The 24,864-nt window shown below is 51.0% G+C and carries 26 protein-coding genes; 23 read left to right on the top strand and 3 right to left on the bottom strand.

Annotated elements, in window-relative coordinates:
- Nucleotide 1: 1 nt before the first annotated feature.
- Genes H8F22_RS28890 through H8F22_RS28900 form a run of 3 tightly spaced genes read right to left on the bottom strand, consistent with a single transcriptional unit; the run spans nucleotide 2 to nucleotide 2,874 of the window.
- On the bottom strand, nucleotides 2–1,993 hold the full coding sequence (locus H8F22_RS28890; RefSeq protein ID WP_169904144.1) for a methyl-accepting chemotaxis protein: 1,992 nt from the start codon (nucleotides 1,991–1,993) through the stop codon (nucleotides 2–4).
- A 22-nt stretch (nucleotides 1,994–2,015) separates the two neighbouring features.
- On the bottom strand, nucleotides 2,016–2,501 hold the full coding sequence (locus tag H8F22_RS28895; protein ID WP_162886998.1) for a chemotaxis protein CheW: 486 nt from the start codon (nucleotides 2,499–2,501) through the stop codon (nucleotides 2,016–2,018).
- On the bottom strand, nucleotides 2,494–2,874 hold the full coding sequence (locus H8F22_RS28900; protein ID WP_011923273.1) for a response regulator: 381 nt from the start codon (nucleotides 2,872–2,874) through the stop codon (nucleotides 2,494–2,496). The genes H8F22_RS28895 and H8F22_RS28900 overlap by 8 nt, the downstream gene beginning before the upstream one ends.
- A gap of 119 nt (nucleotides 2,875–2,993) precedes the next feature.
- Here H8F22_RS28900 and H8F22_RS28905 point away from each other — a divergent pair, with 119 nt between their 5' ends.
- From H8F22_RS28905 to H8F22_RS29015, 23 genes are all read left to right on the top strand, one after another.
- Nucleotides 2,994–3,671: a hypothetical protein gene (locus H8F22_RS28905; RefSeq protein WP_011923274.1), complete on the top strand. Its 678-nt coding sequence runs from the start codon at nucleotides 2,994–2,996 to the stop codon at nucleotides 3,669–3,671.
- Nucleotides 3,672–3,839: 168 nt separating this feature from the next.
- Nucleotides 3,840–4,700, top strand: coding sequence for a ParB/RepB/Spo0J family partition protein (locus H8F22_RS28910; RefSeq protein WP_011923275.1), 861 nt, complete (start codon nucleotides 3,840–3,842; stop codon nucleotides 4,698–4,700).
- Between the two features lie 68 nt (nucleotides 4,701–4,768).
- A complete protein-coding gene (locus H8F22_RS28915) occupies nucleotides 4,769–6,484 on the top strand; it encodes a hypothetical protein (protein WP_228758996.1) in 1,716 nt (571 codons plus the stop codon).
- 146 nt (nucleotides 6,485–6,630) lie between these two features.
- Entirely contained in the window at nucleotides 6,631–7,482 is an 852-nt protein-coding gene (locus tag H8F22_RS28920; RefSeq protein WP_194940988.1) for a ParA family protein, read from the top strand.
- A complete protein-coding gene (locus H8F22_RS28925) occupies nucleotides 7,482–8,693 on the top strand; it encodes a ParB/RepB/Spo0J family partition protein (protein ID WP_169904146.1) in 1,212 nt (403 codons plus the stop codon). The genes H8F22_RS28920 and H8F22_RS28925 overlap by 1 nt, the downstream gene beginning before the upstream one ends.
- Nucleotides 8,694–9,790: 1,097 nt before the next feature.
- Complete coding sequence (locus H8F22_RS28930) at nucleotides 9,791–11,047, top strand: DUF7146 domain-containing protein (protein WP_169904147.1); 1,257 nt, start codon at nucleotides 9,791–9,793, stop codon at nucleotides 11,045–11,047.
- A gap of 435 nt (nucleotides 11,048–11,482) precedes the next feature.
- A complete protein-coding gene (locus H8F22_RS28935; RefSeq protein WP_155007399.1) occupies nucleotides 11,483–11,641 on the top strand; it encodes a hypothetical protein in 159 nt (52 codons plus the stop codon).
- 73 nt (nucleotides 11,642–11,714) lie between these two features.
- A complete protein-coding gene (locus H8F22_RS28940) occupies nucleotides 11,715–12,659 on the top strand; it encodes a PD-(D/E)XK nuclease family protein (protein ID WP_011922816.1) in 945 nt (314 codons plus the stop codon).
- A 60-nt stretch (nucleotides 12,660–12,719) separates the two neighbouring features.
- Nucleotides 12,720–13,178: a hypothetical protein gene (locus H8F22_RS28945; RefSeq protein WP_011922817.1), complete on the top strand. Its 459-nt coding sequence runs from the start codon at nucleotides 12,720–12,722 to the stop codon at nucleotides 13,176–13,178.
- Between the two features lie 117 nt (nucleotides 13,179–13,295).
- Nucleotides 13,296–13,550 (top strand): hypothetical protein, encoded by a 255-nt coding sequence (locus H8F22_RS28950; protein ID WP_078465865.1) that lies wholly within the window; start codon nucleotides 13,296–13,298, stop codon nucleotides 13,548–13,550.
- Between the two features lie 281 nt (nucleotides 13,551–13,831).
- The gene (locus H8F22_RS28955) at nucleotides 13,832–14,203 is read left to right on the top strand and encodes a hypothetical protein (protein ID WP_169904148.1); all 372 of its coding nucleotides are present in this window, start codon (nucleotides 13,832–13,834) and stop codon (nucleotides 14,201–14,203) included.
- A 125-nt stretch (nucleotides 14,204–14,328) separates the two neighbouring features.
- Nucleotides 14,329–14,760 (top strand): hypothetical protein, encoded by a 432-nt coding sequence (locus H8F22_RS28960; protein WP_011922819.1) that lies wholly within the window; start codon nucleotides 14,329–14,331, stop codon nucleotides 14,758–14,760.
- Nucleotides 14,761–15,065: 305 nt separating this feature from the next.
- Nucleotides 15,066–15,356: a hypothetical protein gene (locus H8F22_RS28965; RefSeq protein WP_116826566.1), complete on the top strand. Its 291-nt coding sequence runs from the start codon at nucleotides 15,066–15,068 to the stop codon at nucleotides 15,354–15,356.
- Between the two features lie 161 nt (nucleotides 15,357–15,517).
- Nucleotides 15,518–16,687 carry an AAA family ATPase gene (locus H8F22_RS28970; RefSeq protein WP_011922821.1) on the top strand — a complete coding sequence of 390 codons (1,170 nt, stop codon included), beginning with the start codon at nucleotides 15,518–15,520 and terminating at the stop codon, nucleotides 16,685–16,687.
- 15 nt (nucleotides 16,688–16,702) lie between these two features.
- The gene (locus tag H8F22_RS28975) at nucleotides 16,703–17,521 is read left to right on the top strand and encodes a hypothetical protein (protein ID WP_169904149.1); all 819 of its coding nucleotides are present in this window, start codon (nucleotides 16,703–16,705) and stop codon (nucleotides 17,519–17,521) included.
- Between the two features lie 160 nt (nucleotides 17,522–17,681).
- Nucleotides 17,682–17,903: a hypothetical protein gene (locus H8F22_RS28980; RefSeq protein ID WP_007250479.1), complete on the top strand. Its 222-nt coding sequence runs from the start codon at nucleotides 17,682–17,684 to the stop codon at nucleotides 17,901–17,903.
- 160 nt (nucleotides 17,904–18,063) lie between these two features.
- Nucleotides 18,064–18,279 carry a hypothetical protein gene (locus H8F22_RS28985; protein ID WP_078465861.1) on the top strand — a complete coding sequence of 72 codons (216 nt, stop codon included), beginning with the start codon at nucleotides 18,064–18,066 and terminating at the stop codon, nucleotides 18,277–18,279.
- A 2-nt stretch (nucleotides 18,280–18,281) separates the two neighbouring features.
- A complete protein-coding gene (locus H8F22_RS28990) occupies nucleotides 18,282–20,336 on the top strand; it encodes a hypothetical protein (RefSeq protein ID WP_169904150.1) in 2,055 nt (684 codons plus the stop codon).
- A 101-nt stretch (nucleotides 20,337–20,437) separates the two neighbouring features.
- Complete coding sequence (locus H8F22_RS28995) at nucleotides 20,438–20,704, top strand: hypothetical protein (protein WP_078465859.1); 267 nt, start codon at nucleotides 20,438–20,440, stop codon at nucleotides 20,702–20,704.
- Nucleotides 20,705–21,265: 561 nt separating this feature from the next.
- Nucleotides 21,266–22,510 (top strand): DUF3150 domain-containing protein, encoded by a 1,245-nt coding sequence (locus H8F22_RS29000; protein WP_169904151.1) that lies wholly within the window; start codon nucleotides 21,266–21,268, stop codon nucleotides 22,508–22,510.
- A 73-nt stretch (nucleotides 22,511–22,583) separates the two neighbouring features.
- Complete coding sequence (locus H8F22_RS29005; protein WP_169904152.1) at nucleotides 22,584–23,504, top strand: hypothetical protein; 921 nt, start codon at nucleotides 22,584–22,586, stop codon at nucleotides 23,502–23,504.
- Nucleotides 23,505–23,599: 95 nt separating this feature from the next.
- Entirely contained in the window at nucleotides 23,600–24,214 is a 615-nt protein-coding gene (locus H8F22_RS29010; RefSeq protein WP_011922828.1) for a hypothetical protein, read from the top strand.
- A gap of 120 nt (nucleotides 24,215–24,334) precedes the next feature.
- Nucleotides 24,335–24,706, top strand: coding sequence for a hypothetical protein (locus tag H8F22_RS29015; RefSeq protein WP_011922829.1), 372 nt, complete (start codon nucleotides 24,335–24,337; stop codon nucleotides 24,704–24,706).
- Nucleotides 24,707–24,864: the final 158 nt, after the last annotated feature.

A 24,864-nucleotide genomic window follows, 5' to 3' on the forward strand; every position in this document is an offset into this window, starting at 1 on the left:
GTCAGTCCTTGGAGAATTGAGCGATCGTGCTCTGTAGGTCTTGAGCTTGTCGGTTAACGTTTTTGATTGCGACGGCTGTCTGCTCGCTAGCTGCGCTGTTATCAGCGCTGTACTGGTTTACGCTGTCTACAAGATCTCCCACGTCGCTCGACTTCGCCTTCAGCTCTTTTGTGTCTTCGGTTGCACGCTGTGCACCCAGAGTCAGGTTACCAGCCAGGTCCTTGATGTCTTTCAAAGCGTCTTGAGCAACATTCGACCTATCACGGAGCTTGTCTGTTTCACGCTGCGCACGATCCACCGCGGACTGGTTTTCGCGTGCGGCATCGTTCATTGTTTTCAGCTGGACATTAATTTGCACGACCGCATCTTTCGTCTCTTCACTAAGGCGGGACATTGCCTTTGCTGCGTTGGCAATGCGGATCGACTGCCCCTTATCCTGAAGCTCATCAGCCATAAGGTTTGCGTTGAAAGAGAGCATCGCGGCCCTGGAGGCTACCTCTGCAACAACCTGCGCAATTGTTTCCAGAACCTGGAAACTCTCGATCATGTGTTTCGAGCGGTGTTGGATTGATAGGGTCTGCTGTTGCAGCTCGAGGATGTTGTCATGAACCTGTGTTACCGACGATTCACCCGAAGCAACCTTCTGCACCATGTCGTCAGAGATCTGCTGAGTCTCTAACGTCATATCCTCAATCTGGTTGATGAACTGAGACAGATCGCCAAACAATTGGCTGATATGTTCAATTGCCTTGTCCTGCTCGCCACGATTCTGTGCAACGTTCTGCTCAGTTATCAGGGTTTGCTCAGTCGCTGCGGAAAGGCCAATGATTGTTTCTTTGACTTCGTCAAGAATTGTGGCGAAATTGCCAAATGTTTTGTTAAGGCCCTTGGCGATATCGCGCGTAGCTTCGTTGTCTTCAGTCAACCGTGTATTGAGCTTGCCCTGCCCTACCAACTCGATCTCATCAAGCAGCAATTTCAAATGCTTAGATCGTGTGCTTATCGAGACCTCTTGATGGCGGCCCTGAGTCTCAATGGACTCTGTACGACTGCTAGTGATCGATCGCATCATCAGCATTGAGATAATCGAAAGGAGCAACGTCAATCCGCCCAGGCCTGCGACGATAGTGATCCCCATTGGGCGACTGTCAGGCAGTGCTTCAACTGAACCGATGAGGCTGGCCGCGGACGAAGAAACTCGGTCACGGACATTCCAAATAGTTTTCGCATGCGGAATGTTTTCACTTACCCCTGATGCGTTATCAATGGTCTTTTGAACCAGGCGAACGACGGATTCAGCTTCTCGATAGCTTTTGACCAAGGGGGTCATAAAGTCTTGATCTTTTGGAAGCGACGGTCCGAGCCTGGCCAATGTAGTCACATACTGGCTGAATGCGCTCGCAGCCGCCCGCAACGTATCGCTGTTGATAGCGCCATCCGAGCTCAAAGCTTGCTGGCCTTCTTCCAGCGACGACACAGCCTTAGAAAGCTGTCCCTTGATTTGCGGCCCGGCCGATGATGCTTCAAGGCTCGCACGAGCCTCCTTCGCAGCTTTTAAAGCCTCGGCTGCGGTTCTCTGGGTGTCAGCCAGAGTCCTGCTGTATTGATCAGTAACTGTACGCTGGCTAACAATTTGGGAGATTGATGGTGAAATCTCTGCCCAGACCTTCTGAAGTGATTCCAGATTCGCCAGCACTACTGGTGGAGCTGGTTCGATACCTCGGACTGGATCACCGTTGCGCAGAGCAGCGAATGCTTTCTCTACAACATTTTCTAAATTAGCCATATCTGAGTTGTAGCTGCTATCTGTCGCTGCTCGCTCAGCAAGGTAAATGGCCTGCATAGCGCTTGTTTGTGCTTGGTAGCTGGCCTTCAGCAAGAAGCCTTGCTGGGTATTGTTTTTCAGGAATTGATACCCGGTATAACCGGCTGCGCCACCCGACAGGAGGACCATAATTGTTGCTAGTGAAACGATGGAAGAATTATTACTCATGCTGTCCAATCTCGGGTGGGGGTCAAGTGAGGTCAACGTTCTGCAGCTTGTCGTCTGCTATTAGCGCTGGGAGATCAATGAGGGCCCAGGTGCGGCCCCTTGCAGTTACAGCTTTCCGCATGCTCTTACCAAGCCCTGGGGGGATCATGAATTCACTCTGATCGCAATCCCGAAGCTCGCTCGCAAGTAAGAATTCGCAAATCTCATCTACGACAAGTGCCACGTTACCGACGCCCTCACCGCCCTTAACAAACAGGGCCGCTCCTGCTTCATTACCTAGGGCGGGGTCTCGATATATGTTCAAAAAGCGTGAAATATTTACGAAGGGAAGGAGTTGTCTGCCCAATCTCCCAGCGCCCATCAACCACGGCTTGGTGCCCGGAATTTGATTGAGCAACTTCGGCACCTGATCTACAGCAATGATCGAAGTAGACGGGCTAAGGCAGTAAGTTTCACCTATCCGGTAACCGGCAAAGTGCATCCCCCCTTTCTGCTTGAGGCTATTCAAGGAGTTCATCCATCTCAGTTAGAGCTTGTTCAAGCTTCGCCCGTGTGAAGGGTTTAGTCAGGTACAGATCGGCTCCGCTTATGAGACCAGATTGCTGGTCGAAAACGCTGCTTGCACCTGAAAGCATTGCGATTGGCTTGTCACCCCAATCCTTCCAACCGCGTAGTAGCTCGATGAGCCTAAGCCCGTCGAGCTGGGGCATTTCACGGTCTATGAAACATGCGTCGGGGTTTGTTTCTCGGATCACGGCCAGGGCCTTATACCCATCCTCAGCGACGTGAACCTCGTACCCGAGTTTTTCAAGCAGCGTGATACCTAGCTTCCGCATACCGCCGGCATCATCGACGATGCAGACAGATCTGATTTTGGGCATATTGAATCCTCTTCTATGCCCTAATAGTGAGGTTCAGGTGCTCCATATCTGGGGTATCAGCGAATCTGAGGTGGTTTTTTTTTGGCAGTCGTTATGTTGCTTGGGTTTAGGAGAACCCAGTGCCGTCAAAAACAAACCATCGATCTGCATTTGCCTCTGACCCGAAGTTTCTTGAGCGTCTTGCAAAGCAGGGGTTAACCCCAAACACACAAACAGCTGCCACCCCTCGCTCAGAGATAAACGCCCAACCCTCTGGCCGGACAGGTGAAAGCAAGGCAACCACCCGCATGCGCAAGGTGCGTGATGCCAATATGGACGGACGGAATGATCGGTTTGAATTCGACACGTTGACTAAGTCTTTGTGTGCCTTTTTCCCAGGTGCCCTACTTCTAGGACTCAATGTGATGTTGCGAGTGCATGATGCGAAGAGCACCTCTCTCAAAGCTACCTGGGTTAAACGAATTGAAGCGATGAAGCTTGAAGGCATGCCAGTTTTCAAAGAGTGGCTTGCTCGCGCTGAGTACCCAGTCATTGTGGAAGAGATTTATATAACCCCAGAAGTTAGGCTTTTGGACCACGAATCAGTGGCAGCAGCTTGCAAGCCTATCCTCGATGCATTCGTCGTGAATGGCTTTTTGCCGGACGACAACGGTCACTTTATAGCCCATCCCCTCGCCTTCACTGAAAGGGGCCAGAATCCTGGTCTCCTCATCCGGTTTAAGCCTACTCCTAAGCCGTGGGGCTTGATCGATGACGACACTATGCTCCGAGCTAGGACTTCAATGCTCGGGAACTGAACGATCTGTGGAAACCCAATCCTCGACGACATGGTTTTTGAGGACGAGATCTACACAGTCTCGGCCTTAGCTGAGTTGTCGTTTATTGTATTTTTGGCTTGACCTTGCATTAATTCTCATGTCGGGTATACCTGTGTATCCGTTACACGACGAACAGAGTGGATACACGTGTATCAATTAGATCCGAAAAAGCTGTCCTGTCTGGGTATCCAGGATGTACCTACAACCCTCATGAACATTGAGGTCGAGCGGCTTCACCCTGGGGTTTGGCAGAAGCGAAAGCTATTCAGTGAAGAGTCCTTGGATGACCTGGCGGACTCGATGAAGACAACGGGAACGAACGTTGTCCCCATGATTGTATGTTTCCGGCCAGATGGTGACTTCAGCATCATTGCAGGCGAGCGTAGATGGCGTTCAGGCCAACGGCTGGGGTTTCGAACCCTGAAATGCGAGGTTGGTGCCTATAGCTATGAGCAGGCTGCATACATTTCGGCTGTTGAGAATCTTCAGCGTACGGACCTAAACCCCATCGAGGAAGCTACCTCATACAATGACCTTTGCACGGAACTGAATCTTTCACATGGCGATCTGGCTACTCAGCTAGGAAAGAGCCGAAGCCACATCTCTAACTATGTTCGCTTGCTGGATTTGGACATTCGAGTACGCGACTCGCTAATCAGCTCCCGGCTTTCCTACGGTCATGCTCGGCCTCTTTGTTCATTGAAAAACAAAGCTGATCAACGAAACATTGCGGAAAAGGCTGTTCGGTTTGAATGGAGCGTTCAAAAGATTCAGCAGGCAGTGAACGCTCTCACTCAGCGTAAGCCCTCCCCCGTTAAGCTGTCTGATACGGATCCTGATCTCAAGCGTCTTGAGCGGGACATTTCAGAGGTCACTGGGCTAGATTGCGTTGTTAAACGCACTCCTGGCGGCAGCTGGCAGTTGGGGTTTCTCGCACCCGAAAGTGAATCGTTTACCGGCCTTCTAGACCGATTGGGTGTCCGCTTCGATTCTGATTTGGAAAACTGAACCGCGACATCATGTTTTTGGGACACCTGCCCTCCACTATTAGATAAATACATATGGATTCCCCGCAGATGCTTTCCCACCTCGAACTCATAGATTGTTTTAGTCCTGAGCGCGATGCTGGGCAGGAGATCCTCAGCGGTACAGCTCCAGGACCATTCCGCATGCGAAATCTTTTCAAACTGACCCTGTTGGCCGCGGCGCTGACGCTTTCGGGATGCGGTTCTCACGCGTCCAAGCCGTCAGAGTTATCGACCCTTGAACCGCAGAGCCAGTATGACGATCGCATTCAAGATGCTTTGGGCGCCCAAAAGTACACAGAAGCACAGATCCTTTATCAGCGCAGGTTCAACGATTACCAAACGCAGATCGACGATCTGGAAAAGAAACGGCGTGACTTGGACGCAAGGCTCAACGCCAGGGCTTACGAAAGTGGCCTAGCCGACGCACCCGTTTCTGATACTGAAGCGGGGCGAATACAAGAGTACCAGGAGGCCTCAAGAGCCTCTCAGTCACGTGTTGCTGAAGCTACCTCTCGCATGGCTATCGAGCAGTCATTGATCGAGAACAGGCGAGATAAGGAGCTCTTAGAAGCGGACAGCAAAGCCGCTAAGCTGATTGCCGATATAGAGATCAACGCTGCTAAGGATCTCTCAAAGGTTGAGGATCGTATCAATCAAGACATTGAGGGAAGGCGCAGTATTGATAGCGCTGAACGCCTTGCTGAGTCAAAGCGGTTTGATGATCAACGATTTACCCTTGCATTAGCTAACGCTGAGGCTGAAAGGCTTGCTAAGGAGCGCCGTGATCAAGAGTCGGCCGCGTTAGATAGAGCACGAGCCGAAGCTTCCATGCATGTGAGCGCTGAAGAAGCAAAAATTGCAGAGCTTCAACGACAAATTGGTGTAATCGAAGCCAACCTGGTCAAGGTCAAAGGCCAAGATCAGCTTGCAATCCGAACTCAGGAATCGAAGTTGAGCTTCGCCCAGGGTGAAGTCGATAGGCTCGCTAAGATCAGTAGCGAACTCAAAACGTCGGCATCATCAGCTCAAGCTGGTCTTACCCCAGCAGGCTCTGACTATGTGCAGGCGAAAAATACCGAGTTCAGTCGTGCTCGCGCAGAGGCGGATGTCCGGAAGACTCAGTTGATTGCTGAAGTGAAGTCGCAATCCGCTCGGGATAAAAACGAAATCACAGCCAGAGCAAGGACAGAGCTAGCTTCGCTTTCAGCAAACACTGAAATGGCTAAAGCGGATGTGATTGCACCGGTTGTAACCGGAAGGGCCGTCTACAACGGGACAATGAAACCCAAGGCAGCCCCCAAAATCCCAACTGAAACACAAGCCTCGCCTCAAAAGCCTGCTACTCCTGTGGCGAAGGGAGCTCCAGTTCTCACCATTAGTAGGTTCGAACCAAAAGTAGATGCAACGCCCAAAGTTGTCACGAACGATGAGATCGGTGGCGTCGTGCTAGCAGGAGGTCCACGAGTTTCTACGCCGGCCGCACAGGCTTCTGTAGCCCCTTTGATGGTATCGCCCAAAACACGCACGATCTACGACGTTTACTATGTGTACAAGGACGAGGGGAGCTGGACTAAATTTCAGCAGTTTTTGAAGGCATATGGGATCACTGATTTCGAGCCCACCAGGAATAACAAGGCAGGTGAGTTTTTCATCTATTGCGGTCGTTACTACGACAAGGATGAAGCAGCGACTCGAGTTGCGTACTTAAACAAAACGACCGCCTCATCCAATGTGAAGGTGCGCGAAACGCAGGTTCCTCGATAGAAAAAGATTCCGCATGCAGAATCTTTTTATTTGGTCTAAATTCCGCATTGCGTGAGAATTCAAAAATTATTTGCGCATGCGGGCTTTTATCCTTGAAAATGCCCGCGATGCGGTTACATTGATCTGCATCTGCAAAGGAGCCAGTCATGTCACCGAAGAAACGCACCCAAGATCCTGCGAAGGTCATTGTCATCGAGAATCAGAAGGGCGGCGTTGGCAAAACCACCATCGCTTACCATCTCAGCTGCTACCTGGCTGAGCAGGGGTACAAAACCTTGGCTATCGATCTAGACGGCCAAGGAAACCTCTCAAGCCGGTTCCTCGATCGATCCAAGCGAGTAGGTGGCTGCCGCTCCGTTCATCTTTTCAACGACACTACGCCTGATCTCAAGCCTCTGGACACACCAGACGGCGTCGATTTGATCTATTCGATTGATCGCGATGTCGAGCTCTTCAACGTTGAGCGTATGGATTTCGACAAAGCCCTGATAAATTTCAACGAAAATCTTGACCCTATGCTGGATGCGTATGACTACATCGTCATGGATACGCCTCCAGCCCACGGCAACAAGATGTCTGCTGCAAGCATCACCAGCAATTACATCTTTGTTCCTGTTGAAATGGCTGCCTTCGCCGTAACAGGGGTCGAAAGTGTTCTTGAAACTCTGGCTGAGATTCAGCGCTATGTATCGGACCGGCTACAAGTGACCGGCGTCATTTGTAACCGGCTCCGTCCGGTTAACTCCCACACGGAAGCGTTGGCCGAGCTTAATGCTGCGGGCGTGAACATCCTGACAGCTCGTTTGGGGACAAACGGCGCAGTGGATGATGCGTTACGGGATGGAGTGCCTGTGTGGAAGAACAAAAGAACAGGTGCTCAACGAGAGACAGCCAAGAGCATGGTTTCTCTCATGCAGGAAATCTGCGGTTATGTGGGTGCCAAGATCCAACCGCCACCAGCTAAGGCTGTAGCGAAGAAATCAGGAGTTACAAAGTAATGGCCCGCGATCTTACCCGTCTTAAAGGCCTTTCCAGCGTTAATGCGCTGACAGAGGGAGCTCAGCAGGGAACTGTTCTCGAGCTGGACCCAAGTCAAATTCGCGTAGAAAAACAGGTCCGTAAAAAGTTTCGTAACATCGAAGAGTTGGCGCGATCGATGAAGGAGGAGCAGCAATCTCCGATCATCGTTTCACCTCTAGACAAAAACACTAACACTTATCTGCTTCAGAAAGGCGAGCGGCGGCTGCGTGCCGCGATGCTCATCGGAGAAGGTTTTAAAATCAAAGCTATCGTCGACCCGACGATTCGAACAAAGTCTAAATCCACAGCTAGCCAGTTGGCTGAGAATATTCAGCGTGAACCGCTTACCCCGATCGAAGTCGCAATCGCGCTGGTTGATTTACGCGAACAGATGAAGGAAGAGGGCAAGAAAGGCACCGGCCGTGAACTCGCAGATTATTGCAACAAGCCCGAATCGTGGGTTTCTAAACACCTGGCACTTGCTGACCTACCTGATGAGCTTGCCGCTCTCATTGATGATGAGATCACGTCTGATTCGGAATTGATTCAATCATTAGCCAAAATTTGTGAGCTTAAACCAGATCTATATTTACAACTGATCGATCAAGCACGGTCTGAAGGCGGCTTAAGCCGCTCTGAGGCCCGCGATCACTTAAAGGCAGCTAAAGGGGCGCCTGCGCCTAAACAACCATCCGAGCCCCCTCATGTAACATCTCAGATGAACCCACTAACAAAAGATCAAAGTGGGACTGAAGTTGAAGCCGGCGGGGTAGGGCAGGGTGGTATCGAAACATCCGATCCGCAAGCGCAACAGAGCGGCGAAGATAACCTTGCAAAAGAACAAAACGGCGGAGGAAGCCTCCCAAAGACTCCGCCACCAGCAACTACACCGTCAGAACCTGGAGCCGGCCACACTGAACTGAACCCTACACCACCAACGGCTAGGCAGCAGGCGAAGAAGCTCGGGAAAAGCGAAGTCCGTGAGATTCCAGCTGATCAGATGGTTATGCAGGTTCGGGTATGCACTGACAAGAAGCACTTCACCGGCGAGCTGCTTCTGAATGTGGTTTGCGGAAACCCTAACAAAGGCATGGTTTCGTATCTCGATGGAAGCAAGCAGCAAAAAGGTCTGTTTGACCTTGATCAGATCGAAATAATTACTATTGCTCAGCTAGCGTCGGGCGACTAAAAGATTTCGCATGCGAAAACATTTAAAGGGCTGCGGCCCTTTTTTTGTGCCTGATTTGGGACATGCCGTCCTTGATTCTCAATCTGCGCAAAAGTAGCCTGAAGGTGTTTTTAGTGATCTCCCTGTGCTTCGAGTATTTCTCAAGCGCTGATCACGGCCTGCTCCGACCTACGTTATTTCGTTGGTTTGTTTAGGTGGTCTGTCTGAGGTGCTACTTCTCCTCCGGCCTGACTAATCGTTTTTGCTTTGGCTTTTGCTTTTGCTTTTTTGCACTTGCTTCAGCTTCACAGCTTGCCTTTGACTTCTGGTCTCTCGGCTTCGCTGATCTGCTCTTTAAAAAGTCATTGTCTTCGGTTTTTCTCAGGATTGCTTCCTGCGACTTGTCGTTTGGTGTTTACACATCCATCCGTCACCTCGCTCATTGCCCATCTGTGCTTTCACTTGCATGTGGTCGGTCTGCTTGGATTTTGACGTTTGTGTGTGTGTCCTTTCGCACTCACCATTCATCACTATCTTGTCGCAGTTCGCCGTCCCGATCTTAAAAACTATGACATCTCTGATGCAGTATCAAATCTCCTCAGAGAGATGTGTTTCGACTACCTTATCGTTTGTCGATACTGAAAACCTCAGGACTATGCCACCGTGTTCGCCGCTGCTCTTTGCTGATTATCAGCTCTTGATGCGCAGTTCATAGTTGTGTATTTCGCCCGCACCACACTTCGTGATGTAGGTTTAGAGCGTTTTCTTTGCATCTATGACTTTGTCTGGGTACCCCTCGTACAGCTTTTCTCAAGGCTGTAGGAGCGGTACCCAGGCGAAAGCAATCCCAACAGGCCCTGGCGTTCGCGTCAGGGCTTTTTGCGTTTCTGGTACATCGTGTCCTTGAATACGAGTTCCGACAGCTTTAGCGTCATAGGTGATCTTTTTGCCAGTTTTTCGCATGCGCATTTCGCATCGAACTCTGTCGAAGGTTCCTCGTACAGCTATTTGCTGCGCTAGGGCTCTTTAAAAATCCGTATTCACGTAACACACACCCTCAAGGGCACGCCTAATGCCCCTAGGGACATGGCTGCCTCATTTTTCAAGGAGATACAGCCATGTCAGATAGTCAAAAACGTCTTCCTTTGAAGGACGAGGTTGCCGATATTGTTAAGCACGCTGGTGGTTGGTTAAACGTCATCGAACGTGTAGCCCCTATCCTCGCGCCCGCAATTCGACATCATGGTCACGGCGTAGATTGTCCTTTCCCAGAGCGTCATCGGGAAGGCGGCGGTCGTGACTCCTTCAGGTTTTCCGAAAAGGCGGACCATGAAGGCCGGGCCATTTGCTCCTGCAACCAGGACGGATGGAGTCAGTTTGATCTGCTTATTCAAGCAGGTGTTGGCAGTAATTTTGTCGATGTCTGTAAAGAGATTAAGCGGGCGTTTGGTGGCGGTAGTGAGGCGTATAAGGCTAAAGAAGCTCCGGCTCCTAAGCGTCAGCGTCCTCGTTCAACTGCTGAAGACAATGCAATTAAGGCGGCTTCGATGAAACAGATTGTCAAGGATCTGCTTCCGCTTGGTCATCCTGATGCTGCAGTCGGACGGTTGTACTTCCGTCGCCGCGGAATCCCACTCAACAAAGCCATTGGCGATGTTAAATTCCATCCAGCTCTTCCGTACTACCGCACTCGTGTGGAGAACAAAGTCCGGATCAAGGAACTGGTAGGAAGGTTCCCGGCGATCGTGTCTGCATTTCGTAATGGGCAGGGTAGGGTGATGAACCTTCATCGCATCTTCCTCACTCAGGACGGATTCAAGCTTGATCACCCCCTGGTTTCGAAGCCTAAGAAGGTTTGCTCAGGTTTGGACAACTGGTCGAAGACACCCGTTGCTATTGCCACCGTCCCAGAGTGCAGAACCTTGCACATATGTGAAGGTGTCGAAAAAGGATGGGCGCTTCATCTGGTTACGGGTGAAAGCGTACGGGCTGCTAATAGCTGCACGTCTTTGCCTGGTCTCTACGTCAACCGTGATGAGTTTGACGACGTTGTGCTTTGGGCCGATCACGACCCTTACAACGAAGTTAGCGAAAAGCATGGTGCAGGTCAGACCTACATGTACAAGCTCTTCATCGAGCTGATGCGTGCAGGCTTTCGCGTATGTCTCATGATCCCCGATACGAACCCCACCAAGGAAGCGAAAGGTCCTGACTGGGAGGACATCGCGGTCAATGAGAAGGTGCTGGAGATGCCCCTGACTGAGCGTTTTGACTACCTGCGTACCCGTGCTCTCGAAGGCGGTGTGTTTACACCTACAGGCCACGTTAAGAAGATCTCGAAAGAGACCTTTTTGGCTGAGGCTAAAGTGGCGTGACTACAAAACAACCCTCTGGCCAGCTATTGCTGCCAGAGGGTTTTTTTATGCTGTCATTTTGGCTTGACGGCCGATCAGAGGTGAGTCAGCATTAACCCGTCCTACTAGCCCTCCTCGAGAGCTAACCTGATCTACGTCGTAGCATTTCTATGAGGTTTTTCAGGGTGTGATTCAAGTCATGCTAATTCTTGGCTTGTTGAGCACAGACATTGCTGGAACCATTTTGGACCCGTCTTTTGACGTTTCCATATTCGAGGTACTAGGCATTTCCTGCTGCGTTCGCGCTTCAGTAGATTTGTCCCAGGATTTTGTATCTCTGCCATCTCAGCGCTTTCTTGCTCTGATAATGGCTCCTCCGGCTTCATGCCAACTCCCCTGCACGGGTAATCTCTATGAGCTTATTCCTGGTGCAGTCAGGGATATAGGAGGTTCTTCATGTCGAACGAAGTTGAACTCGTGAGTGTCCCTCCAATTTGGAGGACACCTTCAGGCGATTCATTTGAGCAAGCGAAAGCACGCTTTTTGTCGCACGAACACGAAGGTAACTTTGATTTGAAGGATGAAAAGGAAGAGTCTGACGATTCTCCTTTTTAACTAAATATTATTTCCCTCAAGGGCACTCACACTGCCCTTGGGTTAGTCGTGTGCGCCGTTAATAGGTGAGAGCATGACTGCATATCTTAATCCGACATATATTTTCAACCCTGTCTCTGATGACTTTGTTGTTGATATGTCACCTACGCAGATTTTGAAATCTCAGGTCTGCCAACGTTCACTTGGCTATTACCGAGCTCGTATAAAACCAATGGCTACACCTTTGAATCTTGTGTTTGGTTCTGCCTTGCACTGGGTAATAGAAGGTTATATCAAAGGTTATATCGACCGCGATCAAATGGGAAAGCACTTCTCAGATGAGTTTTTCCGTTTGTCTATGTCAGGCTTAATCAGCATGGCAAAGTCAAAGACGCGCGAGGTTAACGAAGCAATCGGCAAGCGTCTAGCAGATCAGTTCCCATCGTTTTTCGAGAATCTGGGTCTTCGACCTTTGATCATTGAGGGAGCTTTTCGGCTAAGGATTTCACACAATACCTACATCAACCTGGTCATCGACTTTGTTGGTGTTGCGGAAAGGGACATCATTTTCAATGGTGTTCTTATCGCATCTAAAGGGGATACAGTCATTCTTGACTGGAAAACGGCAGCTACTAAGGAAGGCGCTTTATTTGCAGGCATCGCTTTGCAACTGACGTTTTACTGGGAAGCTGTACGTTTAGCGTGTGAGTCTCTTGGGATTAAGGAACCGACAGCGTGTGGTTTTGCCTCAGGGCTAAAGCCGAGTATGTCAAAACCTGATTCCGAGTCTCTTGTAAAAGCCATGTGGCAGCCAGTGCAATGGACCAAGCGTACACGTAGTGATGTTGAAGAAGCATTCGACTACGCTCGTGTAGTTGCTGGCCGTATTAGACGTGGTGAGTTTCATCGAACGTCTGGTGCTGCTTACAACTCTCCCTGTGATAGTCAAACTCGTTGTGATTTCGCTGGGCTGTGTCTGGAAGGTTCAAAGCGTGGCTACAGAATACCAGGTGGGCTAACAATTGCTGATCTGGTCTAAATCATCCTACCTAGTGGGGCACAACTGCCCCCAGGGTAATGCTGCCCTTCGGAGTGACAAATGAAAGAGTCAGTTCGTATGGAGCGGTATGCTCAACGTGCCGTCGATAAGCGCCGTAAAGAGGAAGACTCTAACCGCAAGATTGGTCAGTTTGTCTTGATCAAATATCTTGCGCAAGGTGATCATCTTTGTGAGGCACTGAAAAAGATGAGCCAAATGGAGCGGCAAATGTACATATCCCAACACACCGAACTGATCGAAAGTTCAGACGGTGCGGAAGGGATCAACGTGGTTTGGTGTCCCAATTCACAGGTTTTGACCCATAGACTCCTATCATCCGAACTTCGGAAGGAGTTCGAAGGACAGCATTACCTTAGTTCTTGGGTTCGTAAGGTAGGTCCTCATCAGTATGAAGCGCTACGCACTACATTGCGTGACAGACTGGAGAGACGAGTTGCCGTGCGTCAGCATCAAAAGAATCAACTTGCTATAGACTTCATTGAAGCTAATGTCGGTTAAATAGTTTTCCATCAGACGATGGGCTAAATCCAGCCCTCGGGCCGGAAGTAAATACTTCCGGCGGGACGCCCCGGGAGTGTTATCAACTAACGCGCGACGGCGTCACTGGAGGTACTGATGTCATACATCAAAAACCTGATGCTGGCAATTGTGTCAGCTATCATGGGTACTGTCTCTGCCTCCTTGTTTGAAGGGTGGACTGTTAAGGAACAGAAGATTGTTTTTCTGATTTCGGTACTGATGGTCGCAGTAATGCTGACCAAGTCTTCAACTTCCTCAAAGGAGAAGAGCAGAAAAATGAAATTGCAGCAGCGGAGAGCGCGTAAGCGTAAGTCCCTACGCGGCAAGAAAAGAAAAGGTCATGGCCCTTAAGTGTAATGGTGAGATGAAAACTTTCATTAACTCACTTAAGGAACTGACCATGTCTTCCACAGCAATCATAGCGGTATTGATCATGGCTTTTTTAGTATGGTTACGTTGCGATCACTGCGAAGCAAACGGAAAGCGTTTTATTCCGTTCAGACACACCCCTCGTAACTGAGGGAGCTGCAAGGATTCACCGCCCAGGGGCCCTAACAATCCCCTTTGGGTTGTTAGGTTTTGGGAGGGCGCAGCACTCTATAAAAACAAAATCTAATAATAATGGTGAATATATGTTTTATCAAAACTGCAAAAATCAACAAACTCGTTTATCAGGATTTCAGAAAGGGCTCGCTCCTATGAAAGCACTGATTAAAATCTATCATCAGTACCGCTTGGTCCTGGTCTTCGTGCTTCTTGCATCGACGATCACTTCTGAGCCACCTATGAGGCACTGGTTAGTTGTACCTACATTCGTGTCGGTATGGCTGGCTAAGGTTTTCAAATGGGGGGTGACTGGTTTTACGCTCTATATCCTCTTTTTCAACGGTATCCATCTACCTTGGTGGCTTTCAGTCGCTAGCGTGATGACCGGTGAAATTCTCTCGATAGCTGTCGCAGCTGCAGAGATGGAAATGAAGCACTACGGGTATCTAAACAGCTAACGCTGTCTGGTCGTGAAAACGTCCGGCACAGCTTTGCTGTTGCCGGGCGTCGGCAATTCCACGCCCGGTCTGCAGACGGGCGTTTTTTTTAATCTCCCGTCTGCAGCGGGTAGGAGAGTTTTGCAATGAACAACATGAATTTTCGCGGTGACCTCGTATGGTTTATCGCCCTCGCTAACGATCTAGTCACTCCTTGGGAGGCTGGCCGCCAGGCTGCTAACCTCAAAGAGGGCTTCACCAGCAACCCTTTTGAGACAAACACTTTCAACCATGCTGAATGGGCGAAAGGTTTTGCTCATGGAGTGTCGCATGACGCTCCGGCGGTGTCGCAATCCATCAATGCTTCAGTTGTAGTTTCACTACCTCTGATGGAAGTGCAGCACCTACCTGATAGGGCCTTCTGGGCCGAAGCTAACCGATTATCTGTCGGTGGAATGTCTGAGTTCGCACTTGCTGCGCGCTTGGGTGTTTCTCGGGATCAGTTAAGCGCTGGAATGATCCTTCATCACTTCTGGGATGAGGATGCGATTCCTTTGGGAATTCGCGAAGCGGGGTAACCCTTGCATTAGGGCTGGATAAAGCATCCGGCCTTGCCGGATGTTTTAAACATTCGACCGTGTGTGCTTTCGCATGCATTTAGTAGGTAAGGGTAATAAATATGTGGCTGATTAAAGTATGGGATGGGAATTCGAATTGTGAGTATCACCGAAAGGGATCTTACGATGAAGTGACCACTCAGCTTCGTCATTTACCACCAAGTTATATCTGGTCTGCTCAACCAGTCTGAGTAAATCTCAGACGGTTAGCTCGTTGGCATTTCGCCTGGATTTTGAATCCCGGCGACTGCCGGCGAGGAACCAAAATGTCTATATCTGCCGAATGGGTACCAGGTTTTACTGGTATCGCTACCGAAACGTTGCTGAACGTTCGTCGCGCTTCCACGGGCTGCAGGATCTCGAAAGTTGAGTTCCAGCAGTACCTTGAAGAGGTTGCTATGTACACCGGCACGCAGCTGAGCATGAACGGCAACGTTCTTACGCTGAAGCTGAAATGGATGGGTCAACTTCACTCCTTCGATCTCACTGAGATTGAAGGTGGCGACTACTCATGCCCGGTCCAATTGGGTGTGGGTACACATCTCATTCTTCTGTAATTCGGACGCCCTATCCGGGCGTCCTTTCTCCTAGTGATCTGGATCAAACCTCCAGCTCACGCTGGGTGTTTGCTCGAGTTCACTACTCGATTCGCACCCGGCTCCGGCCCCGGGTGTTACTTAAAGATTCCCCGTGGTCCGGCGGGTGAGAGGCTTTTAAAATGACTAACGTAACTAACGCTGTAACCAACACCGTAGCTGCTCGCACTGTTGCTGATATCGAAGCGATGCACCGTGAATCCCTGGCTTCGCAGCCGGTTAAAATGGTCATGGCTCACGAGCTTTTTGGCTTCTCTGAGGAACTCAAGGGAGTAGGGCAACTGCCTGTCTTCGTTGGGGACCATCCTCTAGTGCCGAAGGGTAACGATGATCATGTCTTCAACAAGAGCCTGGTTCGCCGGATCCTGTTGAGCATGAAGGGTGGCGATACCAGCTTTATGCTGGTAGGTGACAAAGGGACAGGTAAATCCTCCTTGGTTACACAGATGCACAATCGCCTGAACAAGCCGATGATCGCTATCACTGGCAGCAATGGCATCGACGACACTCACTTGCTTGGTTGCAAAACCATCAAGGGTGGTGACGTTGAAGAGTTCGATGGTGTTTTGAGCTATGCGTATCGCACTGGCTTGACATGCCTCATCGACGAGATCTGCACACTGCGTCCCGGTGTTATGGTTGGTGTCAACGACATCCTTCAAGGTGACGGGGTAATCAACCTGAAACACCACGGTATTGATCCTACGCTCAACCCACGTGATCTTTTGAACGTGGACGGCGGGATGACTATCGTTAAACACCCAATGTTCCGGTTGTTCGCGACCGATAACACTGGTGGTAAGCAGCAGAGCGATGCCCGGTTCGCCGGTGTCAACGCTCAGAACGCTGCTGTTCGTAGTCGCATGACCAGCTTCAAGGTGGGCTTCATGACACCTGAAGAGGAAATGAAAGCCCTCAAAGGTGCTGCAGATGCCTACGCTGCCAAGCGTGAACTGACCCCAATGGATGACATGTTCATCCATCAACTCGTAGAGTTCGCTTTCCGTTTTCGTAAAGCGTTCGCCATGGAAGAAGCCTGCGACAATATCTCGTTCCGCGAGATTCAGCGTTGGGCTTACAAGTGGATGATGTACGGCGATACTGATGAGTCCTTCGTGGATTCTATCTACACCAATCTTGAAGAAACCGACCGAGTGCTGGCTATTGAGTTGTTCAAGTCAACATTCAGCCGCGACCTGATTTTGCCGGAAGAGCATGCTTATTCGGTTACGTCGATCGCGGACGATTTCATCACCAAAAGTGTAGCTGCCTCAAAAGCAGCAGCCGCCTAACCAAAGGAGTTCGCCATGTTTTACGTTGTGAACCCCAATGGAAGTTTCCTGGCCGGCTTCCTGCCGGCTGGGACGCGCGAAAGCATCATGTTCGAGGGTCAAATGGTTCAAGGCGAACCTAAGATCACTAAGCGTTTGGAGGGAGCTGCAAGCAGCTCTCACGATGCATGGGAATTTATGTGCGAGATGGTTTCTGAGGCGAGAGCTGACGGTTATCTCGACACTGCATTCACTGCCAGCAAATTGCAGGTGCCAGCAGATCTTCACCATGAGGAATTCCCTCTGGTGTTGAGAGGCTTTTACGCACGTGTGAAGACTATGGCCAAAGATCAGTTCGCAGCCGGGCTTGCCAGGTTGCGGGCAGTTCATGAGGTCTTGTCACATGCTGATGTCCAGCTACAGAGCTATGACGATGACAAATTTGTTGAGATGCGCCTTGGGGCTCAAATCATCAGGTTTGGATTTGTGCCTGAACGGTTATGGGAAATCATGACCACGAAGGCGAAGGAGCTTTGCGAGAACCGCGGAATGCTGGATGACAATTACCTTCTCCCTGATGGGCGTGGGTTGTTGCATCTGCGCACTCGCGAAACCTTTCTTGATGTGTACGTCCGAGCATTTCTGCAAGGGGCCATCAAGGCGGGCGCGGTGATCGAGCTTACATCTGATCAGAACTGGCGCTTTCTCGAATCGAATCCGTTCATTGCCGCTGATGTGAAACATCTTCAGTGGTATCAGGATCACCCTGAAGTTCTCAGCAGTGTTCTCAAGCTAGACCAAACGATCCCTGTACAGGCGACGAAAGTCTTCAGTGCAGTAGATTTTTATTGTTGAAAATGCGGTCCTCAATGGACCGCACCTCTTTAGTGAGTTGGACCAAAATCCCAGCTCACGCCGGGTTTTTGTTCGAGTTCACTGAGCTCACACGACCCGGCACCGTGCCCGGGTTGAAACCAAATTTGTTCCTGTGCACGGCAGGTAAGAGGCTCCAAATATGAAAGCATTGATGAAAGCAATCACTCGCGTTGACGCTGCTCTGGATTTGTTCTGGATTGGCATCGTTCTGCGTACTTATCACGAAGCGCAGGCCGCACGTTTTAGCCGTTTGGCTGAGCGTCTGGCCCTTGCAGCAGTTGAGCACCCGCGGATTGACTACGTGAGCCACCAGGCTCTCCGTCACAAGCTGGAAGCTGATTTGCTGCAGGGTAAGGTTTAACAGTTTTACGGGCTGCCCTAACGGGCGGCCTCTTGCTCTGAGAGTTGAAATCCAGCTCTGGCTGGGTGTTTGTCGAGTTCTTCGAACTCAACGTCACCCGGCTCCGGCCCCGGGTGTAGATCTTTTATGCCCCGAGGTCCGGCGGGTGCGAGGCAACACCATGAAACTGTTCAAAACCGTAGCGCAGGCTGTTTCCAAATTCGTGATGATCCGTTACCACCGCCGCATGGCTCTGGCATACCGGAAGCTGGCTTCTCATCACGCCGATCTTGTCATTCACACGCAACACCGCGTTCCCACAGCTTCTATCGCGAAGCTGCGTGGCAACGCAGTGCTGCACGATCAGAAAGCTAAAGCAATCCGAATCGGAGAATGACCATGTCTGCAATGATGAACTTCAGCAAAAATGCAATCACTCAAGGCTGGATCTCGTTCTTTCGGGTCTTGGCTTCAAACTCGGGGATCGAGTTCGTCTTTGGTAAGGATGAGCAACCCCGTACGGACGGTCGACGTGTCTACCTTCCAAGCCTGCCTATGAACCTGACTAAAGATGATCTTGACCTTACGAAAGCCTTTGGCTTCCACGAGGTTGGGCACATCCAATTCTCTGATGTGGTTTTCTTCCAGGCATTTGCTGCGAAGCATGGCGATTTCGCCCGCTTCCTGCTCAATGCATTGGACGACGTCTACATGGAGTACAAACAAGCACAAGCGACCCGAGAAGCCGAAATCTATTTCCGGCGTAAGGCGAGCATCCTGTTTGAACGCAAGCGATTCCGTGACGGCAGCAATTCTGTTGCTGAAGCGGTTGCCTGCTATTCCCTTTGCTACTTACGTACCGATCGGTGGAGTGAGTATCGTGACCCGTTCGCGGTAATCGAGGCTAACTTCAATAAGCACTTCGGTGCTCATGCTGATCACGTTCGTGGCAATCTCAATGAAATTCTGATCAACGAATTCCCAAATGTGCAATCAACTCAAGATGCTGGCAGCTTGACGCTGCGGATCATTGCGATGCTGAAAGCGCTTGGTGAAGATGAAGAGAAGAAGGATGAGGGTCAACCTGAGGAGTCGAAGGGAGGTGAGCAATCATCACCTGCTGACGATTCAGGTTCGAATGGGGAGCCCAAACAGGACGGTGGCACTGAAGGTACCACTGGCGATTTGGAACCTGAGGATCCATCTGAACCAAGCAAAGACGGCGGCCAGGACCCAAAACAGTCTCAGGACAGTGATGGTGCTGACAGCGGGAAAGGCAATGGTGATGAGCAGTCCCCAGGTAACGGCGCTACTGGGCCTGATGGCCAAACTGGTGCACAGGCTGGTACAACTGATGGTAATGCGGGTCAAACCGGCGGTTCAGAGGCGGCTGATGGTCGCTCCCTGAAATCAATCGTTGACGAGATTCTCAATACCACTGGCCTCGGCGACAAAGAAGTATTTGACGACGGTGACGCCGTCAAGTCTGTCTCCAAGTCTGTACAAAGCGGTACCAACCCTGACTACAAAGGCCAATCGCTGGCTCCTGATTGCGTCATTGACGGCAAACTGGATCAAGCACCAGGTAAAGCAGGTAAGGGCTTCGGTGGAGGCGCTGGCAACAAGGAGAAGGTCGACGGGATGACGGTATGCCCCGAAGACATTTCTGAGGCCCGCGATATGGAAAAGCGTTTGGGGCGTAGGTCTCAAGTGCTAGCTAGTAAGCTGAAAGGCTTACTGATGCAACAGCAGGAAGCAGAGTCGTTTACGACTACTCGCGGTCAGCTGGGGCAAAACCATCTCTACCGTGTAGGCCTGGGCGATGTTCGCGTTTTCACTCAAAGTGAGGAAGCTCAACGTCCTACTACCGCAATCTCAATTGTTGTCGACCTATCCAGCTCTACTCAGGATAAAGCCGATAAAGATTTCGCCAAAGGTGAGAAGGACCAGTTTGAGGCCGCTGAGGCTCCAAGCACTCTTCGTTCGATCCTTGAATCCGTGATGCTCCTTGAGAAGGTCTTCGACCAGATCGGTTGCCCTCGCGAGATTCTTGGGTTCGCACCTAAAGGCGGCGAGCTGATTTCTATGGCTCGCTGCTTCGGCGATTCCTCTAAAACTGCAATCAACCGCATTGGCGGACTCAGGAAAGTGGCGGGCGGCGGTCACACCCCTATTGGAGAGGCTGTATTCCATGCAGGGCGTCGACTGGTGTGCCACGAAGCCAACCGTAAGGTGATGTTTGTCCTCACGGATGGTGCCCCTGGCAACGTTGCCAAGGCTGTTGAAATGACCCGCTTCTGCGAAAGCAGTGGTGTTCGTGTGGTGTATCTGGTCATTGGTGAAAAGGTCCGTACAGACTGGCTCACTGAGGCTCGTATCCCATATGCAGTAGCAGCTTCGAGTGTTGAGGTAACACCTGTTCTACTGGCTGAAGCCAGAAAACTGTTGATGTAACAATCACTGTACCCACCTGGGTATTCCGAGGTCTTGCCTCAGAACGCCCGGGTAGCCCTGGGCGTTTTTCATAAATGCCCCAACTAGGGTGCGAGGAAGTTATGTCCGGTCTAATCAACTACGACTACGTCGAAGTAGCAATTTCGGCGTTCAATGATCACGTTTTAGAGCCCGGTGAAATCTCTCTGGAAACAGTAGAGGGTCACGGCTACTCAGCTGGTTTCCATGGTTATCCATGGGGTGCACCGGACGTGATTAAAACCACTCCTGTTCTGCTGAAAGGCTGGAATGCTGGGTGGAAAGCCGCTTGTGAGCGCGATCAAAAGGAAGAAGCAGCTAAGCGTCTCGCTGAGAAATCCGCGAAGTGAAGCTGAAGGCTCTCTAGAGCCTTATCTCAACCAGGACGGCCTTCGGGCAGACCTAGCTGGGTGATTTTCGAGACATCGATCTCGATTCCACCTGGCCCCGTGACCAGGTGTTTGAAAACCAAATACCCCGACACGGCGGGAGTGAGATCCATCATGGACCTAGTAGATACCGCTGTAAGCGCATTAACGAACATAGCTCCTAACGGTGGCGCGCCTGATGAAAAGGCCGCTATCTGTGCAGCGTGCAATGCTGGATTCAATGCCCCTCCGGGAGCACTGACCCCACCAGAGTTCGAGCGATTCCCTCTCCTCACCGAGTGGTTCTCGATCGGACTTAACGCACAGGCTCGCTTTAGTCATACCGTTAAACCTGACGAATTCGGCTTCGGCCAATAAGTCAGGGAGGCCCGATATCGGGCCTCTTCTCCTCCTAGTGAGCTGGATCAAACATCCGGCTTACGCCGGGTGTTTGCTCGAGTTTATTGCTCGATACACACCCGGCTCCGGCCCCGGGTGTTAATTAAATTTGCCCCGTGGTCCGGCGGGTGCGAGAGAAATACCATGACTATTGCAAACGTAAACAGCTCTGTTCAGATCGTTGCTCAAACTGCTGAAACTGAGGTTGCTGTTCTAAATCATCAAATCAAGTGCATTTCTGAAGATCGTCAGATCGACATGAAAGACATTGACGTTGTGGTTGGAGAGCTGCCGAAGGAGGCACGTAAACTGCTCTGTGAGAAAATCTTCCCTAAGGACTTTCTGCGTCCATACCACCGCATTCGCGAACAAGCGGAAGAGGTGCTGGACAAGCTCGGCTCCATCAAAACTGATCTCGGCGGTATTAACACCATCGCTTCGGCAGTTGAGAAGGCAGAAGAACTTGATGCATTGGAAGTTAAATGGGATGAGCTGTTGGCAACTGATGAGGCGCGCTACACCGACATGTGCCAAAAGCACTTGCTCGAATTGGGTGCCAAAGCAATTAAAGGTGGCGCAGATCAACTCACTGTCTCGAAACTGATGGCAGCACTGGTCAAGCGTCAACCAACGTGGGAGGAAGTAGCTAAGAACCTCACCTTTGCGTACAGCGTTCACATTATCCAGCTGGACGATGCGAACTTTAATACCAAGCTTTACAAGGCCCAGCGCGACAGCGTTGTGGCTCTTCGTGAAGGGGTGATGGGTGCCTGCGTTCAGCATGTTTGTGCTGAAGCGTATGCAATTTGGAAGCTTGTAGACAGTAAGGATCGGACCACTAGCACTGGCGAGATCAAATTGAACCCTCGCACGATTCGTCGTGCTAAAGCGATGACTGAAAAGCTGGTTCCGCTGGCCTTCATTCATCCGCTGATCAAGCCGCTCCACGACGCCCTTTCGGCTGAGTTGGAAAAGCTGCCTGAGTCTGGGTTCATGAGTGCTCCTGAGTTCACCAACTTTGAACAGTGCCTGCTTGCATTACGTGACCAACGGAAAGTCGTTGATCACCTGACCAAAGGCTTGCCATTGATCTCTGTTGTGAGTACAGCGCAGCAAACCTTGTTGGGTGCCTCGGCTCCCCAGGGCAACACTGCAAGCGCACCTGTCCAGGGCGATGTAGCTCAACAGCAAAATGTAGCGACCGCCCCCGCGGTTGCCTCGACAACAACTGAAGTCACTTCTGTGGCTGCTCCTGTTGAAGAAGCTGCGGCTCCAGCCGTAGCTGCACAAGCTGCTGATGTGAAGCTAGAGCAGGCGGTCCCGGCCGTTGAATCAAGCGTATCTGCCCAGCAAACCGCTAACCCCGGTTCGCTCGCTTTCTACTTCTAAATTTCGAAACTTCCCACCCCTGACGGGCCACCACACCCGTTAGGGGAGTGGTGCGCCCAATTTGGAGCGCGCTATGCAAACTGATCTGTTCGGCGAAGTAATTCGCACACCATCCGTTAGAAAACAGTCCGACCGAAAAGCTACCGCCACCCGGCTGGTTTTTGATCGTAAGGCTCTGTGGTCGACCTCTGGATATCTGCCCGGTGCTGTTCAGGTTGATAAGGAAAACGTGGCTGAGGTTATGGCCACATCTGATACTCGATCTGACAACGCAACGATTGAGCGATTGGAAAAGGCTCTAGGGCTCGAACCTCTCGTGAAGAATGGGCAGTGGTTAAACGACACGTTCGGGTTTCAATACCGGCGCGTTGGTAAGCCATTCAAAGGCGCCAAACGTTATGGGGAGAAGGGCAGCCTTTTCCGGGATCTGAATAAGCAGCTTGTGCTGACCTCCGCGAGGTCTGCAATCGAACCGCTGTTCCATGACCCTTGCTCCTGGTTGGTCATCAACTCAATTATCGTCCTAGACGTTCGGTTGAGAATGATGGACGCCGATGAGGACCACCAATATTGCCTCAAAGCTTTCCTTCAAGTTCTTGCCCAACACGACTTCATCGACAACACCCGCACGGGGGACACCATCCGGTCTCTTACCAAGCGGGATCAGATGCGTGAAATGCGTGCCAAGCAACGTGCTGCAAAGGGTCTACCTCCGATCGAAGCTGTATCTAAACCCGTCAAGGTTGCCGAGCCACTTGTGGTTCCTGCTTCCGTGACAGTTGAGGTCAGTTGCGTGCCGGCGGTGGATGACGTGCAAGAGCCTGCACAGGTCGAAGACGAATTCGTACCTGAGCCTGAGCTCAATGCAGATCTCGCTGAGTTTGACGACGAAGCAGATGAAGTCATTGCGAGTAAGGGCGGGAGAAGAAAACCAGTATCTAAAGCTCTTATGGATGCTTTCGAGTCTGACGACTTCTCTTACGATTTTGACTAACTGATGTTCGAGGGGCGCTGCCGGCGTCCTCTCCATAATTCATTAGCCACCAAACGGTGTGCGAGCTGAGGTCCGGCCCTCAGTAGGAGAAAATCATGAAAGCAAATATCAAAGCTAAGCTGGTCCCAATGTTCGACGTAGCTGTGCTCAAGGCAGCAAAATTCCTCTGGTTGGTCATGAAGGTCTTTGACCCACGTCCACTTCAGACGCACTTTGCTGCTCGTAAGCCGGTTCAAAACATTGAGGTCACGCATTGCTTCTCACTACGCGGTGCTGATGCTGAGTTAAGTATTGCTCGGCTCTCAAACATGCACATTGGTAGTAGCACTGGGAAAGGGCGTACTGGATTGGTCAGCCGTAAAGGTCTGATCAAGATCTACAACGCTGAGAACGGTAAGTTCTTGATGATCCGAGCCCAGGGCGTACCGACCATAGCTGGTGAAAAGCAGCTGACCAAAGACTCTATTGCGTTGAACTATGACGCGAAAAAGGCTTTGGGTATTCCTAAAAACCAGGAGACCGAACTCAAGCTGTTTGTTGGCCCCGCCAACCTCGGTGACCAGGAGTTTTATCATATGTATCAAGACGTTGATGCTTCTAGCCGTACGGCTCGGGCACTCGGTTGGTACTTAGCTATCGGGGGCGTTGTGTACGGCATTTTTCAGATGGCCTTGAGCTTTCTTGAAGCTGCCGTGGCTGCGCTGTTCTAACTGATTGGTGACCCGCTTCTTCCGACTGACGGAAGGGGCGGGCGTCACCTCCAAGCATCTTCCTCTGGAGGTTGATTGGAGGTGGCGCCCGCCCCAGAAATCAGACGATGAGGTGTCACGATGTACGATCACGTTAGCGACAATTCCCCCCAGTTTGTTACAGACTTAGGCTTTTCGTTCGAGGGCCATTTTCGCTACGGCGCAGAGTGCATTCTTGCTCGGCCTGAGGCACCCAAGCTTTACTTCCAAGACTCCCTGCCGCTTGAATTCGTTCGCGATACCATGGAGAAATGGAATATTGAGCTGCACGGGTACCATCCAGGAACTGGGTACTATGCCTTCAGTCAAGAAGACGAGATGGCCAACCCTGGGTACCACGTACTGGTACTCTTTGCGGACATCAGTTTCTGTAACTCATTTATGGGCAACGTCGAGAACGAGACCCTACCGCCGATACTTGGCGGTTCGATGCTCCAGTATTCAAGCAAGTGAGCCTACTTCCTCGCTTGCTTCTGCTGGCGCAACCTCATCCGGCGTGCGTGTACCTGGACACGCACCGAGGGCCGAGCAGTCGGCCCTTACGCCTCCTGTACTTTCCCTACCCCATTTTGACTAGCGATCTTAGGACCTCACCGGCAGCATAGGTGACC

This window comes from Pseudomonas mucoides, assembly GCF_015461845.1.
GTDB classification, from domain to species: domain Bacteria; phylum Pseudomonadota; class Gammaproteobacteria; order Pseudomonadales; family Pseudomonadaceae; genus Aquipseudomonas; species Aquipseudomonas mucoides.